Annotated in this window: 14 protein-coding genes; all 14 read right to left on the reverse strand. The window is 54.2% G+C overall.

Annotation, left to right across the window (positions count from 1 at the left end; genetic code table 11):
* Positions 1-102 precede the first annotated feature (102 nt).
* Positions 103-2,757: a DNA translocase FtsK gene (locus MKY58_RS16810; protein ID WP_339321289.1), complete on the reverse strand. Its 2,655-nt coding sequence runs from the start codon at positions 2,755-2,757 to the stop codon at positions 103-105.
* A 77-nt stretch (positions 2,758-2,834) separates the two neighbouring features.
* Positions 2,835-3,053, reverse strand: coding sequence for a YlzJ-like family protein (locus MKY58_RS16815; RefSeq protein ID WP_339321290.1), 219 nt, complete (start codon positions 3,051-3,053; stop codon positions 2,835-2,837).
* Complete coding sequence (locus MKY58_RS16820) at positions 3,050-3,778, reverse strand: ATP-dependent Clp protease proteolytic subunit (protein WP_339325185.1); 729 nt, start codon at positions 3,776-3,778, stop codon at positions 3,050-3,052. Before MKY58_RS16820 ends, MKY58_RS16815 begins: the two co-directional genes overlap by 4 nt.
* 199 nt (positions 3,779-3,977) lie before the next feature.
* Positions 3,978-4,406 carry a CBS domain-containing protein gene (locus tag MKY58_RS16825; protein WP_339321291.1) on the reverse strand — a complete coding sequence of 143 codons (429 nt, stop codon included), beginning with the start codon at positions 4,404-4,406 and terminating at the stop codon, positions 3,978-3,980.
* A gap of 281 nt (positions 4,407-4,687) precedes the next feature.
* Positions 4,688-6,367 carry a ribonuclease J gene (locus MKY58_RS16830; protein WP_212948975.1) on the reverse strand — a complete coding sequence of 560 codons (1,680 nt, stop codon included), beginning with the start codon at positions 6,365-6,367 and terminating at the stop codon, positions 4,688-4,690.
* 235 nt (positions 6,368-6,602) lie between these two features.
* Positions 6,603-7,490 (reverse strand): 4-hydroxy-tetrahydrodipicolinate synthase, encoded by an 888-nt coding sequence (gene dapA, locus MKY58_RS16835; RefSeq protein ID WP_339321292.1) that lies wholly within the window; start codon positions 7,488-7,490, stop codon positions 6,603-6,605.
* A gap of 153 nt (positions 7,491-7,643) precedes the next feature.
* Positions 7,644-8,861 carry an aspartate kinase gene (gene dapG, locus MKY58_RS16840; protein ID WP_339321293.1) on the reverse strand — a complete coding sequence of 406 codons (1,218 nt, stop codon included), beginning with the start codon at positions 8,859-8,861 and terminating at the stop codon, positions 7,644-7,646.
* A 440-nt stretch (positions 8,862-9,301) separates the two neighbouring features.
* Positions 9,302-9,898, reverse strand: coding sequence for a dipicolinate synthase subunit B (locus MKY58_RS16845; RefSeq protein ID WP_036706994.1), 597 nt, complete (start codon positions 9,896-9,898; stop codon positions 9,302-9,304).
* On the reverse strand, positions 9,895-10,794 hold the full coding sequence (gene dpsA / locus MKY58_RS16850; protein ID WP_339321294.1) for a dipicolinate synthase subunit DpsA: 900 nt from the start codon (positions 10,792-10,794) through the stop codon (positions 9,895-9,897). Before dpsA ends, MKY58_RS16845 begins: the two co-directional genes overlap by 4 nt.
* Before the next feature lie 219 nt (positions 10,795-11,013).
* The gene (gene dut / locus MKY58_RS16855) at positions 11,014-11,457 is read right to left on the reverse strand and encodes a dUTP diphosphatase (RefSeq protein ID WP_339321295.1); all 444 of its coding nucleotides are present in this window, start codon (positions 11,455-11,457) and stop codon (positions 11,014-11,016) included.
* Positions 11,435-12,703 (reverse strand): pitrilysin family protein, encoded by a 1,269-nt coding sequence (locus tag MKY58_RS16860; RefSeq protein ID WP_339321296.1) that lies wholly within the window; start codon positions 12,701-12,703, stop codon positions 11,435-11,437. Before MKY58_RS16860 ends, dut begins: the two co-directional genes overlap by 23 nt.
* A 77-nt stretch (positions 12,704-12,780) precedes the next feature.
* Positions 12,781-13,767, reverse strand: coding sequence for a polysaccharide deacetylase family protein (locus tag MKY58_RS16865; RefSeq protein ID WP_339321297.1), 987 nt, complete (start codon positions 13,765-13,767; stop codon positions 12,781-12,783).
* Positions 13,768-13,935: 168 nt separating this feature from the next.
* Positions 13,936-16,041, reverse strand: a complete 2,106-nt coding sequence (gene pnp, locus MKY58_RS16870) for a polyribonucleotide nucleotidyltransferase (protein WP_212948960.1) — start codon at positions 16,039-16,041, stop codon at positions 13,936-13,938.
* 146 nt (positions 16,042-16,187) lie between these two features.
* Positions 16,188-16,457: a 30S ribosomal protein S15 gene (gene rpsO, locus MKY58_RS16875; protein ID WP_036706983.1), complete on the reverse strand. Its 270-nt coding sequence runs from the start codon at positions 16,455-16,457 to the stop codon at positions 16,188-16,190.
* Positions 16,458-16,499 lie beyond the last annotated feature (42 nt).

Raw genomic sequence — 16,499 nt, forward strand, 5'->3', positions numbered from 1 at the left:
AAAGGAACTATGGGTCTTACTGTATAAAAAAGAAAAAACGTGCTGCCGCGGTATGAAACCGCAGCGGCACGTTTTTTTGTTTACGGAAGACTCGCCGGCTCTTTATGAGCTGATCCGGTTTTGCTGCTGATACTGCTCCAGCGAAACGAGGACCTCGCGTGGTTTGCTTCCTTCATAAGGGCCGATAATGCCCCGGGCTTCCATGGAATCGATCAATCGGGCCGCACGCGTATACCCGACCCTCATTCTGCGCTGCAGCAGCGATACCGAAGCCTGTTTGGCCTCCAGCACGATCTGCACTGCCTGGTCGTACAGCTCGTCCAGCTCTTCGTCCGCTTCGGGCTGCGACTCATCCACTTCGGGGACGATCGATTCGTCGTATTGGGCTTCGCCTTGCTCGCGCACGTAATTGACGATCGTTTCCACTTCCTGGTCGGTCATAAAAGCGCCTTGGACGCGAATCGGTTTCGAAGACCCCATCGGCATGAACAGCATATCGCCCCGGCCCAGCAGCTTTTCCGCTCCGGCCATGTCGAGGATCGTCCGCGAATCCACCTGGGAAGAAACGCCGAAGGCAATCCGCGAAGGAATGTTGGCCTTGATGACCCCCGTGATGACGTCCACCGAAGGCCGCTGGGTGGCGATGATCAGGTGGATGCCGGCTGCGCGAGCCATTTGCGCAAGCCTTGTGATCGCTTCTTCGACGTCATGCGCCGCCACCATCATAAGGTCCGCGAGCTCGTCCACGATGACCACGATGTAAGGAAGCACGGCTGGCAGGTTGTCTTTCATCAGATTGTTGTAACCTTCGATGTTCCGGGTGCCGGATTTGGAAAACAGCTCATACCGTTTCTCCATTTCGACGACGATTTTTTTCAGGGCGAGCGAAGCCCGCTTCGGATCCGTCACCACCGGAGCCATCAAATGCGGGATGCCGTTATACACGTTCAGTTCGACCATCTTCGGATCGACCATCAGGAATTTGACCTCATCCGGTTTGGCTTTATACAAAATGCTCGTAATAATGCCGTTGATGCAGACCGATTTCCCCGAGCCGGTCGCGCCCGCGACCAGCAAATGGGGCATTTTCGCAAGATTGCCGACGATCGTCTGCCCGGAAATGTCCCTGCCGAACGCAATGGACAGCTTGGATTGGGCGTCCTGGAACACCGGCGTTTCCATGACTTCCCGCATCGTGACAAGAGATACCTCGTTATTCGGCACCTCGATGCCGATGGCCGATTTGCCCGGAATCGGCGCTTCCATCCGAATGTCCTTTGCCGCCAGCGCCAGCGCGATATCATCGGTCAGGCTGACGATCCGGCTGACCTTGACGCCGATATCCGGCTGGATTTCGTAACGCGTCACCGCCGGGCCGCGCACGACCTCAAGCACCTTGGCCCGAACGCCGAAGCTCTCAAGCGTCGCCTCCAGCTTGCGGGCCGTTTGCATATAGTCGTTCTGGTCCCCGGCTTTGCCGCCGTTATGCGGTTTGGCCAACAAACGGAACGGCGGAAGCTTGTACGGCTTCGGCGGCGGGGCGGGTGGTTTCGTCTCAAGCGGTTCTGCCGCCTCTTCACCGGCCGGCCCTTGACCAGGTTCCTCTGCGGCTTCCCCGCTCGTTTCAGGGGCGGATGGGATCGGCTGCAGGGCTTCATGTCCGCTTTCGTCCAAAACGGCTTGTACGCCGCCGTCCGGCACGGGTTCATGTTCCTCCCAATCCTCTTCCTCCAAGCTCCCTTCGGATTTCACCTGCTCGAAGAAGTCGCGAATGATGGGCGATGACGTTTCCGCTTCTCCGCGATTCCACGGTTCGGGAGCCGCATCGATTCCGCCATACTCCGGCACATCATCGAAAATCGGCTTTGCCGCGCGGCTGGAATGCCTGCCTACAGGCTCCAATATGTCGCCTCCGTCCAAATCGTCGTCCGGTTCCGGAGCCGCCCCTCCTGCAGCAGGTTTGCCGATTTTGTTGCCAAAAAGCTGGAAAAATACCGGCGCGGACCGTTTCGCCCTCGGCTCTACGAAATCGTCGAGATCGTCATCCTCATCCTCATCCGGCAGCGGGGCATGCCCCCGTTTTCGCGACGGTTTGGCGGAAGACGCGACGGCTTGCGGTTTTTGTGCCGCTATCCGTTTTTGCACGTTGCTTCCCGCTTGAACCATTCGTTTGCGCAAGATCCGCATCAGGTCGACGTACGACAGGTTCGTGATCAGCATGAAGCTGATAATGAACATGACGATGAGCATCAGCTTCGTTCCCGTATTGCCGAACAGCCAAAACAAAACGGCGTATTGGAGCGCACCGGCGTACCCTCCGCTAATATCCTTATTCAGCATGGAACGTTCTTTGGAGCCTGCGGACGACAACAGCGAGCCGTCCAAATCATTATGTATTTGGGTAATGATATGTCCGGCGCTCAGGCCGGGAACATGAGACAGCTTCTTCTCGAGCGAGGCGACGCTGCTCATGAGCGTGAGCGCCAGCACAAGCAAAACGATCCCGCTTTTGCGGGTGCTCCACCGGTTGGGCCATTTTCGCTGAATCATGACGCTGAGACCCACATAAATGCCGATTAAAGGAATGACGAAATAAAACCGTCCAAGCACAAGGCCGAACATTTTAGATAAAGACCACCCTACCGCTGCTTCACCGGACAGGGCAATGACGGATAGGGTGATCAATATGATGCCGTATATTTCGTATTTCAGAACATTGGTCAGCAAGGCCTTCTTCTTTTTTCTCCGTTTAGCCAAGAAATGTCACCCCCGGAACCCCATTATACCATATAATCCCGGTGGGCACCTATGTTCTGTTTTTCGCAAATTTCGCTTTATGTCGCCGGGACATAACGGATAATCTGTCCGGGGGAATATGACGGATTCAAATAGGAATCCAGCGGCCCGTCCAACAACCGGACGATTTGCACCTGGTTATGATCCAGCGGCTTGACTTCCATCAAAATCCCTTTAAACCGCACTTCCGTCGTCTTCGTTTCTTCCCCTTGCTTTTCCCAAACGGCTTCCAGCGGCATGACGGTATGGAGCGTCATTGCGTGATCCCCTCCGTTTCGCCGGCTCGCTTGCGTTCGTCGATCAACTGGTTCAGCTTCATGATCGCCTGCCCGATGCCGCCGACCTCGTCCATCAAACCGTATTTCACCGCATCGATCCCGCCGACCGGCGTCCCGACGTCCCGGTTCAGCTCGCCGGTGCGGAACATGAGCTCCTTGAACTGCGATTCCGTGATCCGCGAATGGGACGTAACGAACCGAACGACGCGCTCCTGCATTTTTTCCATGTATTCGAACGTTTGCGGGACGCCGATGACCAGTCCGTTCAAGCGGATCGGGTGAATCGTCATCGTCGCGCTTTCGGCGATGATCGAATACGTGGATGATACGGCGATCGGAACGCCGATGCTGTGCCCTCCGCCGACGACGACCGTCACCGTCGGTTTGGTCAGCGAGGCGATCATTTCGGCGATGGCCAGCCCGGCTTCGACGTCGCCGCCGACCGTATTCAAAATAATGAGGAGCCCGTCGATGTTTTTGTTTTGCTCGGCCGCGACGAGCGTAGGGATGATATGCTCGTATTTCGTCGTTTTATTTTGCGGCGGCAAAACCATATGTCCCTCGATCTGACCGACGATGGTCAAGCAAAATATGTTGGATTCGTTTGCGGTAGGTACATTCATCTGGCCAAGCTGCTGCACGGCCTCAATCGCTGCTTTCGTTGGGTTTTCCGGCTGCTGCTCCGGCGCGGCCGGTTCCTCCATACGGTAATGACCTGTTTCATTCGCCATGTTTGTATTCCCCATCCTTTCACGTCAAAGGTGCGTTCATTCTGTTTAGTATGGCGGGCCGAACCCGGGTATTATTCCTTTTTGCCCCTGAAAAATATAACGGACGCCTAGCTCCCGTTCCGCCAAACGTCAAAAAAGCACCCGCCTGAACGGGTGCTTTCTCCCTGGAACCTTAATGAAGCTGCTGCTGTTCGGAAATTTCGCTGAGCGCTTCTCCCGCTTCATTGATATGAATGTTGATGGTAGCCAGGTCGCCGATGGCGCAAATGCCGACGATTTCCCCGTTTTCGACGACCGGGATGCGGCGGATTTGGTGATCGGCCATCATGCGTGCGCATTCATGGGCGTCGGTATCGGGAGAACAGGTCACGACGTCTTTCGTCATGCACTCGTGGCAATGTACGCTGTCCGGATCTTTGCCTGCGGCCACGCATTTCAGCACGATGTCGCGGTCGGTGATCATGCCTACAATTTTTTTGCCTTCGCATACCGGAAGCGATCCGCAATTGATATCGCGCATCATTTTTGCGGCGGCAGTTGCCGTATCATGCGGAGCGCATGTTTGAACATCCGTTGTCATACATTCGCGAACTAAAGTCATTGTTATTGATCCTCCTCATGGGAAATTCCCCCGTATTGTTCCCCATCTGGAATCCCGGTTATTCAAAAGACGAAGCAAAAAAGCGCAGCTTCCGGTTGATCGGAAAACTGCGCTTTGATTATCGGTGTTTTTCCTATGGCATGCAAGAGAAGCCTCGTCCATAACTTAGCCTGCATATGAGGAAAACAGATGAGTGAATGTGGCCAATATGGGGTCAAGTGACGAACACGGTAAAAGATAGTGCTGGTATATCAAGCATTTGCCACTTCATGTTTGCAACATTACACTTCCATAATGATCGGTAAGATCATAGGTCTGCGGCGGGTTTGTTCGTACAGGAACCGTCCCAGCGCATCCTTGACTCCCGTTTTGAGGGAAGCCCACTCGTTCACATTCTCGCTCATCAGCTTCTGCAGCGTGCTCGAGACGATCCGGTTCGCTTCGTCAAGCAAGCCTTCGGATTCGCGTACATACACGAAACCTCTGGAAATAATGTCCGGTCCGGACATGATCGTGCCGTCCTGTTTGCTGAGCGTAACGACAACGACCAGAATGCCGTCCTGGGAAAGCAGCTTGCGGTCCCGCAGGACGATGTTGCCTACGTCGCCGACGCCCAGTCCGTCGATGAGCACGTTGCCGGCCGTGACTTTACCGGCTTTGCGCGCCATGCCGTTCTGAATTTCCACCACTTCACCGATATCGGTGATAAAGATGTTGTCGGGATCGACTCCCACTGATTCCGCCAGGAGCGCATGCTTGCGCTGCATTCTGTACTCCCCGTGGATCGGAAGGAAAAATTTCGGTTTCATCAGGTTCAGCATGAGCTTCAGTTCTTCCTGGCTGCCGTGTCCGGAAACGTGAACGCCGGAGTTCGAGCCGCTGTAAATGACCTCGGCGCCTAAACGGAAGAGTTCGTCGATCGTCCGGCCGACGTATTTCTCGTTGCCGGGAACCGGCGTTGCAGCGATGATAACGGTATCACCCGGCAAAATATCGACCTTGCGATGGGTAGAACGGGCCATGCGGGTCAGCGCCGACATCGGTTCGCCTTGGCTGCCCGTGCACAATACGACGACGCGGTCGGCGGCCATCTTGTTCACTTCTTCCGGTTCGATCAGCATGCCGTCCGGCATGTGGAGATAGCCGAGCTCGGCGGCGATCGACACGACGTTGACCATGCTTCGTCCGATCACCGTAATTTTGCGGCCCGTCGATTCCGCGGCGTTGACGACCTGCTGGATCCGGTGAACGTTGGATGCAAACGTGGCGATCACGACGCGTTGGGACGCTTTCCGGAAAATATCCTCAAGCACGAGGCCGACGTTTTTCTCCGATGGCGTAAAGCCCGGTTTTTCGGCATTGGTGCTGTCGGACAGCAGCGCGAGAACGCCTTCTTCGCCAATGGCAGCCATCCGCTGCAGGTTGGCATACTGGCCGTTTACCGGCGTATGGTCGAATTTAAAGTCGCCCGTATGAACGACATTGCCCTCCGGCGTCGCGATGCAAATGCCGACGGAATCCGGAATGCTGTGGTTCGTTCTGAAGAACGTCGCTTTCAGCGTTGAGCCGAGCTGCACCACCGAATCCTCATGGATCAAAATCCGTTTCGTTTCGCCGAGCAGATTGGCTTCCTTCAGCTTGTTCTCGACGAGTCCGAGCGTCAGCTTCGTTCCGTATACCGGAACATTCAAATGTTTGAGGACGTAAGGCAAACCGCCGATGTGATCCTCGTGTCCGTGAGTGAGCAAAATGCCTCTCACTTTGTCGCGGTTTTCCGTCAAGTAGCTGATATCGGGGATGACGATATCGATGCCAAGCATGTCCTCTTCGGGAAATTTCAAGCCTGCATCAACAACAACGATATCATTCGCGTATTGAATGACATACATGTTTTTCCCGATTTCACCGACGCCGCCCAATGCAAATATCGTCAATTTATCGTTATTATTTTTTTTAGACAAATGAATCTAAACCTCCTATGGTGTTGGACGTCGTACCATTTTATAGTATTTTAATTTCAAAAATATACCGCACCCAGTCACTTGACCTCATTATACATGATAAAAAACGCAAAACACAAGTCACCCTCCACGTAAGTGTTAACGTTCCCCAAAAATAAAGCCTCTATTTGCACAAAAAACAGCGCCCGAACGGGCGCTGTCATCGTTTTTTTCGTATTGTTGACGTCGATAAAAATCAAGCCTGCAAAGAAGCTACAAGATTGCGGAGAAACGCGGCTTCGGATTCGCTGGGGTCGACGAGCGGCAAGCGTACGCCGCCAACGGGACGGCCGAGCAGATTCAGGGCATATTTCAATGCAGAAGGATTCGGCACCGGATGCGGGCATTCGAAAAGCCCCTTGAAAACAGGGAACAACTTCTGATGCAGCTTCGCCGCTTCGGCTGACTCTCCGTTCAAATACGCTTGAATCATGTCCTTCATGGACGCGCCGATCAAATGGCTGGCCACGCTCACAATCCCGTAAGCGCCAACCGCGATGGCCGGCAGCGTCACGGAATCGTCGCCCGAATAAACCTTGAAATGTTCGGGGGCGGCCGAGGCGATGAGCGTCACCTGCTCAAGAGAGGCGCATTCTTTCGTGCCGACGACGTTAGGAATCTGGGCGAGGCGGAGGGTCGTCTCGACCGAAAGGCTCGTTACGGTTCGTCCCGGCACATTGTAAAGAATGACCGGCAGGCTCGTGCCGCGAGCGATGGCCTCGAAATGGCGGTACAACCCTTCCTGGTTCGGCTTGTTGTAATAAGGCACGACCAGCAGCGCCGCGTCAACGCCCAATTTTTCGGCCTTCCGGGTCAGCTGGACGGAATGCTCCGTATTGTTGCTGCCCGTCCCGGCGATGATTTTGCAGCGCCCTTTGGCATGCTCCACCGCGAAAGCAAACAGCTCCAGCTTCTCTTCATCGCTTAACGTCGGGGACTCGCCCGTCGTGCCGCAGATGACGAGGGAATCCGATTTTTGCTCTTCGATCAAATATTCAATCATGTTTGACGTTTCCGACCAGTTGATGTTTCCCTGCTCGTCAAACGGCGTGATCATGGCCGTTATCAATCTTCCGAAATCCACTTGTATAACCTCCTCAAACGATGGAACGCGCTCTTGCAAGCCGTCTTTTATGAGATTTCCAATGAATATGCAGGCTAGGCGGCTCTGCGGTATGGAAGATCCGTTGATCAAAACGTTTCTCCCTTAACCGCTAGGCCGCTTCTTAAGTAAAAGTTATCTATGAAGTTCGAATTTGGTATGAAGAGCACGCAATGCCTGCACCATGTCTTCTTTTTTCACGAGCACCCAGATGGTCGTGTTCGAATCGGCCGATTGCAGGATTTGAATGTTCTGTTCGCTTAACGATTCGACGATTTTGGCCATGATTCCCGGAACACCGTTGATTCCCCCGCCGATAACCGAAACTTTGGCACAGCCGGACAACGCCTTGGGCTCGAATCCAAGCTCCCGGAGAACCGTCAACGCCCGATCCGAATCGAAGTCAAACACCGTATAGACCGCCCCGGTTGGGGTAACATTAATAAAGTCCACGCTGATGGAATTTTCCGCCATCGCTTTAAATACCTGAAGCTGAAGATTATGGCCTCCGCCTTCGCAATCGACCGTAATTTGCGTCACGTTGCTTACATAGGCGATCCCGGTCACGTAACGGTCCATAAAGCCCAGCTGAACGTCCTTGAAACCCTCCGGCTGAGTCACCAGCGTCCCTTCATCCTCGGAAAACGTAGACCGCACCCGAACGGGGATATGGGCCTGCATGGCGATTTCAACGGCCCGGGGGTGAATCACTTTGGCGCCGTACTGCGCCATGTTGCAAATTTCAGCGTAGCTTACGACGGGCAGCGGTTTGGCGTCTTCGACGATTCTCGGGTCCGCAGTCAAAATGCCGTTGACGTCCGTATAGATGTCAACGATTTCCGCATGAAGCGCAGCGCCGAGAGCCGTAGCCGACGTATCGCTTCCGCCTCTCCCCAAGGTCGTAAAGTCGCCGGACTCCGCCTGTCCCTGAAAACCGGTCACGATAACCACCTGATGCGTCTCCAGCTCGGAAATCACCCGTTCCGGACGCACGTCCTTGATCCGGGCATTGCCGAATTGATCGTCCGTGACGAATCCGGCCTGCGCCCCCGTCAGCACGATTGCACGAATGCCTTCGGACTCGAGCAGGCTGCAAAGCGTAGCCGCGGAGATGATTTCACCGCAGCACAGCAGTAAATCCCTTTCGCGCGCAGGCAGCGCATCGCCATTCTGGGCAACCCAGTCAAGGAGCGTGTCCGTAGCGTAAGGCTCACCTCGGCGTCCCATTGCGGACACAACGACAACGAGCTGGTATCCAGCATTCAGCTCGCGTTTGACGTGGCCAATGACAAGCTCTCTTGCCTGCGGCGTCGACAGCGACGTACCGCCAAATTTTTGTACTAAAATACTCATTTCCATTCCTCCATACGACTAAGAACGCGCGGAACGTTTGGCTGCAGCAATCTCGTCTTTCGGACAGCACTGTTTAGAGTCGCACCCTCACGGAATTATCGTTGCATCGATTGGAGGTTTTGTTGCCCGCGACAAGATCACGGCGCAAACGCCCTGCAAAAACGTCCGGCTTCCTGCGGCATGGGTCGCAGGCGGATAAGGGCAGGAAGCGGGGCGGCTGCGCGCCAAATTCCCGTCGCTTCCTCCAAAATTACGCGTCTTCAAGTTCATAGTCTCTCTTAAGTTCGACAATTACAGATTTAATGTGACCGCAAACGACAGGAATGCGGGCACAAGCGGCCGTTGCATGGACGGATCCTTTCGGACGGATTCAGCGCCCCGGATCGCCATGCGGCAGCCTTCGAAATAAAATGGTGAAGCCATACGGGATGTTCGGCGGTTTAGGCCGAGAACACCCGTTGAAGGATCATGGGCTGAAGCTGTTTTCCTTCCAGCGCTGCGTAGCAGGCTTCGGGAATCAAATCCATCTGGGCCACAAGCGAATTCGGCTTCTGAAAAGGATTATCCTGGCCAAACGGAACAAAATAAATGTTTTTCGTAATTAAAAGCTTGGCGATGTTGGACGCATTCAGTCCAAGCCCGTCATTGGTCGAAATCGCGAGCACAAGCGGTCGCTGGTTCCTCATCTGGGCCTTGGCGGCCATAAGCACCGGACTGTCCGTCATCGCGTTTGCCAGCTTGCTCGTCGTATTTCCGGTGCAAGGGGCGATGACCAGCACATCCAGCAATTTGGACGGCCCCAGCGGCTCCGCTTCGACAATCGTCGTAATGATGTCATTGCCCGTAATGTCTTTTAATTGCTGAAGCCAATTTTGAGCCGTTCCGAAACGTGTATCCGTTACCTGCACCGAACCCGACGCGATCGGCACCACGTTCGCGCCGGCTTCCACGAACCGCTTCACCTGCGGCATGATTTCCTCAAGCGTGCAGTGTGATCCCGTAACTGCATAACCTACCGTTTTACCCTGCCAATTCATTGTCCATCCCCCCGAGTCTTGAACTCATCCGAAATCAACTGTACCAACGTGTTCGCGATAATCGAACCAGCCGTTTTGGGAGCCACGATTCCAGGGAGCCCGGGGGCAAGCAGCGCCTTGATCCCCCGCTTCTCCGCATACCGGAAATCGCATCCTCCGGGAGCGGAAGCAAGGTCAACAATGACGGCGCTTTGGGGCATTCTAGACAGGATTTGTGCTGTGACTATCATAGTCGGAATCGTATTAAAAATCAAGTCGATGTTGCGCACGTGATCCGCCAAATCCCTTGTCAGAAAAGGCTCCCAGCCCATCACCTCCGCCCGGGCGACGTCCTTTTCGCTGCGGACTCCCACTTTTACTTTCGCTCCCAGACCCTGCAGGCTTTTCGCCATCGTAAACCCGGTCCTGCCCAGTCCAAGCACCATGCAGTTCGATCCATGTATCGTAAAATCCGTATTCTGAATAGCCATCACCAGAGCGCCTTCGGATGTCGGAATGGAATTGCTGATCGCGACCTCATCCCGGTCCAGCAGCTCGATCAACTTGATCTCGTGATGAGCGCACAAGCTTCGCAGATAAGGTTTGGCCATGCCGGTGTATACTTTGCACCCTCTGCGGAGCGCGGCCATATGCTCATCCTGCAGCTTTAGCGACTCGTTCGAGAACTGCGTATGGATGATGCCGTTGTCATCACAGCCCACGACAGGAAGGACCAGCACATCCGCAGCAGCGAGCAGCTCAGCCGTCAGATGATCCCTGGTCACTCCCTGGAGTTTTTCCTTCAGATTGTCAAAACCGACGACGCTGACGGTGGCATCCATCTCCGAACATTTGCGGATCACCTCGATCTGCCGCGCATCCCCGCCTAGGAATACGATTTGGACTCCTGTCAGCATAAGGATGTCACTCCTTTCAAAAAACACTGTTATGGAACATCTTATGCCGCAGCCTATCATTCGGTGAGAACGCGGAGGAAATAACCCCGAAACCCGGGGCGGTTGCAGTGCTTTGGCCTTTTGGTCAGCGGTTTTCGGAGGGACCCGAAAAACGGGATTGAACGCAAAAAAATCCGCCGTCACTTCGCTTTCGGCGAACATGCGGCGGATCTTGGTTTGTTATTTGCCCGTGTGGCCGAATCCTCCGGCACCGCGAACGGTCTCGGACAAACGTTCCACTTGTTCGAGACGGATCGGCGGAACCTCCTGGAATACCATTTGGGCGATCCGTTCGTTCCGGGCGATTTCAAAAGGCTCCTGTCCCAAGTTAATGAGCAGCACCTTCACTTCCCCGCGGTAATCCGCGTCGATCGTTCCCGGCGTATTCAGGCAAGTGATGCCGTGTTTCAAGGCGAGTCCGCTGCGCGGACGGATTTGGGCTTCCAGCCCTTCCGGCATCGCTAAGGCAAATCCTGTCGGAATCAGCTTGCGCTCCCCCGGATGGAGCACGACAGGTTCCTCGACGGCGGCATGCAGGTCGTAACCTGAAGCGCCCGAGGACATTTTTTCCGGAAGTTTCACGTCGTCATGTCCCGGAAGCTTATGAATTTGAACGTAATGCAACCAAATCATCCCTTCTTAATCCAGCGATAGCTTTGTCCGATGCTCCGACCATGGCCAGCGCAAAAGGCACGCCGAACATTCTGTCCAGCACGTCGTCGATATCCTTCATGCCGACATGCTCTATTTTATCAATCATTTCGTCCAGGGAATAGTGCTTGCCGAGCATCAATTCGTTTTTGCCGAGACGGTTCATCCGGCTGCCCGTTCCCTCCAGGCTCAAAATCAGGCTGCCCTTCAGCTGTTCCTTGCCTTTCCGGAGCTCGTCTTCCGTAATGCCGTTTTGCGCAACGTCCGCAAGCACCTCTTTGGTCAGATCAAGCACGTCCTTGGTCTGTTTCGGCGCGGTGCCCGCATATACCGTAAACAAGCCGCTGTCCTCATTGGAGCTGTGGTACGAATAAACGGAATAAGCAAGCCCCCGCTTTTCGCGGATTTCCTGGAACAGCCTCGAGCTCATGCCCCCGCCGATCGTATTGTTCAGCAAAATCATCGCGTACTGCAGCGGGTCATGGATCGAACATCCCGGCAGCGACAGGCAGATGTGGTTCTGCTCGGTTTTCTTTTTATGGAACAGAACATCGCTGTGGAACCCCGGCGACGCAATTTCCTTCACCCGGCGTTTGTTCCCGAAATGGCCGAAATGGCGCTCCAGCAGCTCCACGACGCCGTCATTGATGTTGCCGGCCACGCTGATGACCGTATTTTCGACCGTGTAATGCTCCTCCATGTACGCCCGCAGCTCCGCCGGTCCCATCGGGTCAAGCTGCTGCTTCGTGCCCAGAATCGGGTAAGCCAGCGGATGTTCCCCGTAAACGGCTTTTGCCATCAAATCATGCACCAGATCATCCGGCGTGTCTTCGTACATCGAAATTTCCTCAAGAATGACGTTTTTCTCCTTGGCCAGTTCGCCTTCATCCAAAACGGACCGGAAAAACATGTCCGAAAGGACGTCCACGGCGATCGGCAAATGCTCATCCAGCACTTTGGCGTAATAACATGTATACTCCTTCGACGTAAACGCGTTAACGTTGCCGCCGATGGCATCGAATTGCTCCGCTATGTCTTTGGCGTCGAAACGCTCCGTCCCTTTAAAGAGCATATGCTCGATAAAATGCGATACGCCGTTATTATCGGGTGTTTCATGACGCGAACCCGTTTTTACCCAGATCCCAAAAGAAACCGACCGACAGGTCGGGATTTTCTCCATGACTACTCTGAGGCCGTTGGTAAGCTTTATTTTTTTCACGCGGCTAGGCCCTCCTAAAATAATATCAATCACTGCCTTCAACGCATCCCCTATCCTACCAAAAAACGACGCCCCGCTCAACCGCTTTGCGGAACAATGCGTTCGGGCGAAAGCGTCTGGCTCACCGTTCCCGGGATCAGCCCCTTGGCTTTGATGCCCCGGATCATACCCCGAAGCGCCTTGGACGACGAAGACGTCGGATGCATCAAAATAAGGGAACCTGCCTCCGCTTTCTTCGATATTTTGCTTACGACCGATTCCGGGGAAGGATTCCTCCAGTCGACCGTATCGAGCGTCCATAGGACGGTTTTCAGGCCGAGGCCTGCGGCGATACGCACCGTTTGCTGATTAAAATCCCCCGACGGCGGGGCAAACCATTTATTGTCGACGCCCAGGGTTTCCTTCAGGAGCTTTTGCGTTTTGCTGATCTCCATCGTGGCCCGGTATTCGCTCAACTGGCTCATGTTCGGATGGGTGTACGCATGGTTTTCAAGCTCGTGTCCGCGTTTTTGGATTTCCTTGGCCAGCTCGGGATTTTTTTTCAGCCAGCTTCCATCAAAAAAGAAGGTAGCCTTTACCTTCTCCTCGTCTAAAATATCCAGCATCGGCACGATAAATTCATTCCCCCAAGCCACATTGATCATCAGCGCGACCATCGGCTTGTTCGGATTTCCCCGGTAAATCGGCTCCGCCCCCAAATCGTCCAGGCTGACCTTCGGAGGGATTTGGCGATACACGTATGTAAACGGCTTGGACGTCCCCGCCGCTTTTGCCTGCTTATAGGTTGCATCCACATCGATTTCTAATCCATTATAACCGGGAATCGCCTTCCATACACGGTCCACAACCGCGTCGACGGGCTGGATCCTCGTCTGCTCCCGCTTTTCCAGAAGCTCCTTGTAGAGCGGATCCTGCGCCTGATCTACCGCCGGGACCCCCGTCGCACGAACCTCCGCCGCCTGATGCCTGGCTTCCCTGATATAATCGCCGACGACGCCGGTCTGCGCGACCCCTACGACGACGGCAAAACAAGCCATCAATACCGCGCCCTTTCTTCCATTCATACCCCCGCTCATCTCCCTTACCCGCTTTGTCCCATCATATGAGCAAGTCCAGCCGATTATGAATGGAGGAAAAGAAGACCCGGGCCCTTCCATCCCCGAAAAAAAAAAGAGCCAGAAGTGGTTACGTTCTGCCTCTTTCGCAAGACCTTCCCGGTCTCTTTTAGATTGTTAAGCTTTTTGCGGTTTGGATTCCGCAGTCAAAACTGCCTTGCGGGACAGGTTAATCCGGCCCTGCTGGTCGATCTCCGTCACTTTCACGGTAATCGAATCCCCGATCGCCACGACGTCTTCAACCTTCGCGACGCGTTCGGTGGACAATTGGGAAATGTGAACGAGACCTTCCTTGTTCGGCAAAATTTCCACGAATGCCCCGAATTTCTCGATCCGTTTGACGGTGCCGACGTAAATTTCGCCGACCTGTACCTCGCGGACGATGCCTTCGATGATGGAACGCGCTTTTTGGTTCATTTCTTCGTTCGACGAAGCGATGAAGACGCGGCCATCCTGTTCGATATCGATTTTCACGCCGGTTTCTTCGATGATTTTGTTGATGATTTTGCCGCCTGCGCCGATGACGTCGCGGATTTTGTCCGGATTGATGTTCATGACGATAATTTTAGGCGCATATGGGGACAGCGTTTCCCTTGGCTTCTGGATCGCTTCCATCATTTTGCTCAGGATGAACATCCGGCCTTCTCTTGCTTGCTTCAAAGCGTCCTGCAAAATCTGGCGGTCGATGCCGTCGATTTTAATGTCCATTTGGATGGCGGTAACGCCTTCCGCGGTTCCGGCCACTTTGAAGTCCATATCGCCCAGATGGTCTTCCATGCCCTGGATATCGGTCAAAATGGAGACATGTTCCCCGTCTTTAATCAGACCCATGGCCACCCCGGCAACCGGCGCTTTAATCGGCACTCCCGCGTCCATCATGGCCAGCGTGCTTGCGCAAATGCTTGCCTGGGAAGTGGAGCCGTTGGATTCCAGCACCTCGGACACAAGACGGATCGTGTACGGAAACTCGGTTTCGGAAGGAATGACCTTCGACAGCGCTCTTTCGCCAAGCGCGCCATGGCCGATTTCGCGGCGTCCCGGAGCGCGGAGCGGACGGGCTTCGCCTACGCTGAACGGCGGGAAGTTGTAATGGTGCATAAAGCGTTTCGATTCCTGCAGGTCGATGCCGTCCAGGATTTGCACGTCGCCGAGCGCACCAAGCGTACATACGCTAAGCGCCTGCGTTTGGCCCCGTGTAAACAGGCCCGTTCCGTGCGTGCGAGGCAAAATGCCCGTATCGCATTCAATCGGACGGATTTCATCCAGCTTGCGGCCGTCAGGACGAACCTTATCATGCGTGATCAGGCGTCTGACTTCTTCCTTGACGATATCGTGCAACACTTCTTTGACGTCGCTCAAAAGCTCAGGCGTCTCTATGTATTGCTGTTCAAAGTAAGCCACCGTTTCATCGTTAATGGCGTCAATCGCATCTTGGCGGGCATGCTTTTCGGCAATGCGAACGGCTTCGACCAAACGGGCTGCCGCATATTCGCGGACCTGCTTGTTGACTTCGGCGTCCACCGTGTGCAGCTTGACTTCCATCTTCGGCTTGCCGGCTTTGGCCACCAGTTCCTCGATGACCTCGACGATTTTTTTGATTTCCTCATGACCGAACATGATCGCTTCGAGCATGACTTCTTCAGGCACTTCGTTGGCTTCGGCTTCCACCATCATAATGGCGTCTTTGGTCCCTGACACGACCACGTAAATGTCGCTGATTTCCTGCTGGGCGATCGTCGGGTTGATAATGAACTCCCCGTCCACGCGGCCAACGATAACTCCGCCGATCGGTCCGTTAAACGGCACGTCGGAAATGCTCAGCGCGGCCGAGGTACCGATCATCGCGGCGATTTCCGGAGAGCAGTCCTGATCGACGCTCATGACGAGATTAAGGACTTGTACATCATTACGGAATCCTTCAGGGAACAGCGGACGGATCGGACGGTCCGTAAGACGGCTGGCAAGAATCGCCTTTTCGCTCGGACGCCCTTCGCGTTTGATGAAACCTCCCGGAATTTTGCCGACGGCATACAATCTTTCCTCATAGTTTACGGTCAGCGGAAAAAAATCCAAATCTTTAGGTTCACTGGAAGCAGTCACAGTACAAAGCACGGCGGTTTCCCCATAACGGACCATCACTGCGGCGTTGGCCTGCTTGGCGAGTCGACCGGTTTCCAAAACGAGGGGTCTTCCGCCCAACTGCATTTCGACACGACTTTCCATGAAATCCCTCCTTTTCAATACACATTATTCCCAGGTTTGGGTTAATTCATATAAGGCCTGCATAAAAAGCAACCCGGTTGCTCCGCTGTCACTCCGAAAAGGACAACGGTGAACAACCAGGCTGCTTTAAGTAGACCATACGGATATTAACGACGCAATCCGAGTTTTTCAATCAGCGCGCTGTAACGTTTAACATCTTTGTTTTTCAAGTATGCCAACAGCTTACGGCGTTGACCGACCATTTTCAGCAGTCCGCGGCGGGAATGATGATCTTTCTTGTGCGTGCGCAAGTGATCAGTCAGGTTCGTAATGTTCTCCGTAAGGATAGCAATTTGCACCTCTGGGGATCCTGTATCGGATTCATGAGTTTTGTGCTCTTCGATCAGTTGTTGTTTGCGTTCTTGAGTCAATGCCATCCTGTTCACCTCCTTAAGTAAATAATCGCCGTTAGCCTCGTT

Origin of the sequence: Paenibacillus sp. FSL W8-0194, from assembly GCF_037969745.1 — a bacterium.
GTDB classification, from domain to species: Bacteria; Bacillota; Bacilli; order Paenibacillales; family Paenibacillaceae; genus Paenibacillus_AQ; species Paenibacillus_AQ cookii.

What these genes read in the sequence shown, in the direction of transcription:
- MKY58_RS16815 (WP_339321290.1), bottom strand. Translation starts at nt 3,053, where the DNA reads ATGACGCTCCATACCGTCATGCCGCTGGAAGCCGTTTGGGAAAAGCAA.
- MKY58_RS16865 (WP_339321297.1), bottom strand. Translation starts at nt 13,767, where the DNA reads ATGAATGGAAGAAAGGGCGCGGTATTGATGGCTTGTTTTGCCGTCGTC.
- MKY58_RS16845 (WP_036706994.1), bottom strand. Translation starts at nt 9,898, where the DNA reads ATGAATTGGCAGGGTAAAACGGTAGGTTATGCAGTTACGGGATCACAC.
- rpsO (WP_036706983.1), bottom strand. Translation starts at nt 16,457, where the DNA reads ATGGCATTGACTCAAGAACGCAAACAACAACTGATCGAAGAGCACAAA.
- MKY58_RS16820 (WP_339325185.1), bottom strand. Translation starts at nt 3,778, where the DNA reads ATGGAGGAACCGGCCGCGCCGGAGCAGCAGCCGGAAAACCCAACGAAA.
- MKY58_RS16825 (WP_339321291.1), bottom strand. Translation starts at nt 4,406, where the DNA reads ATGACTTTAGTTCGCGAATGTATGACAACGGATGTTCAAACATGCGCT.
- dapG (WP_339321293.1), bottom strand. Translation starts at nt 8,861, where the DNA reads ATGAGTATTTTAGTACAAAAATTTGGCGGTACGTCGCTGTCGACGCCG.
- pnp (WP_212948960.1), bottom strand. Translation starts at nt 16,041, where the DNA reads ATGGAAAGTCGTGTCGAAATGCAGTTGGGCGGAAGACCCCTCGTTTTG.
- dpsA (WP_339321294.1), bottom strand. Translation starts at nt 10,794, where the DNA reads ATGCTGACAGGAGTCCAAATCGTATTCCTAGGCGGGGATGCGCGGCAG.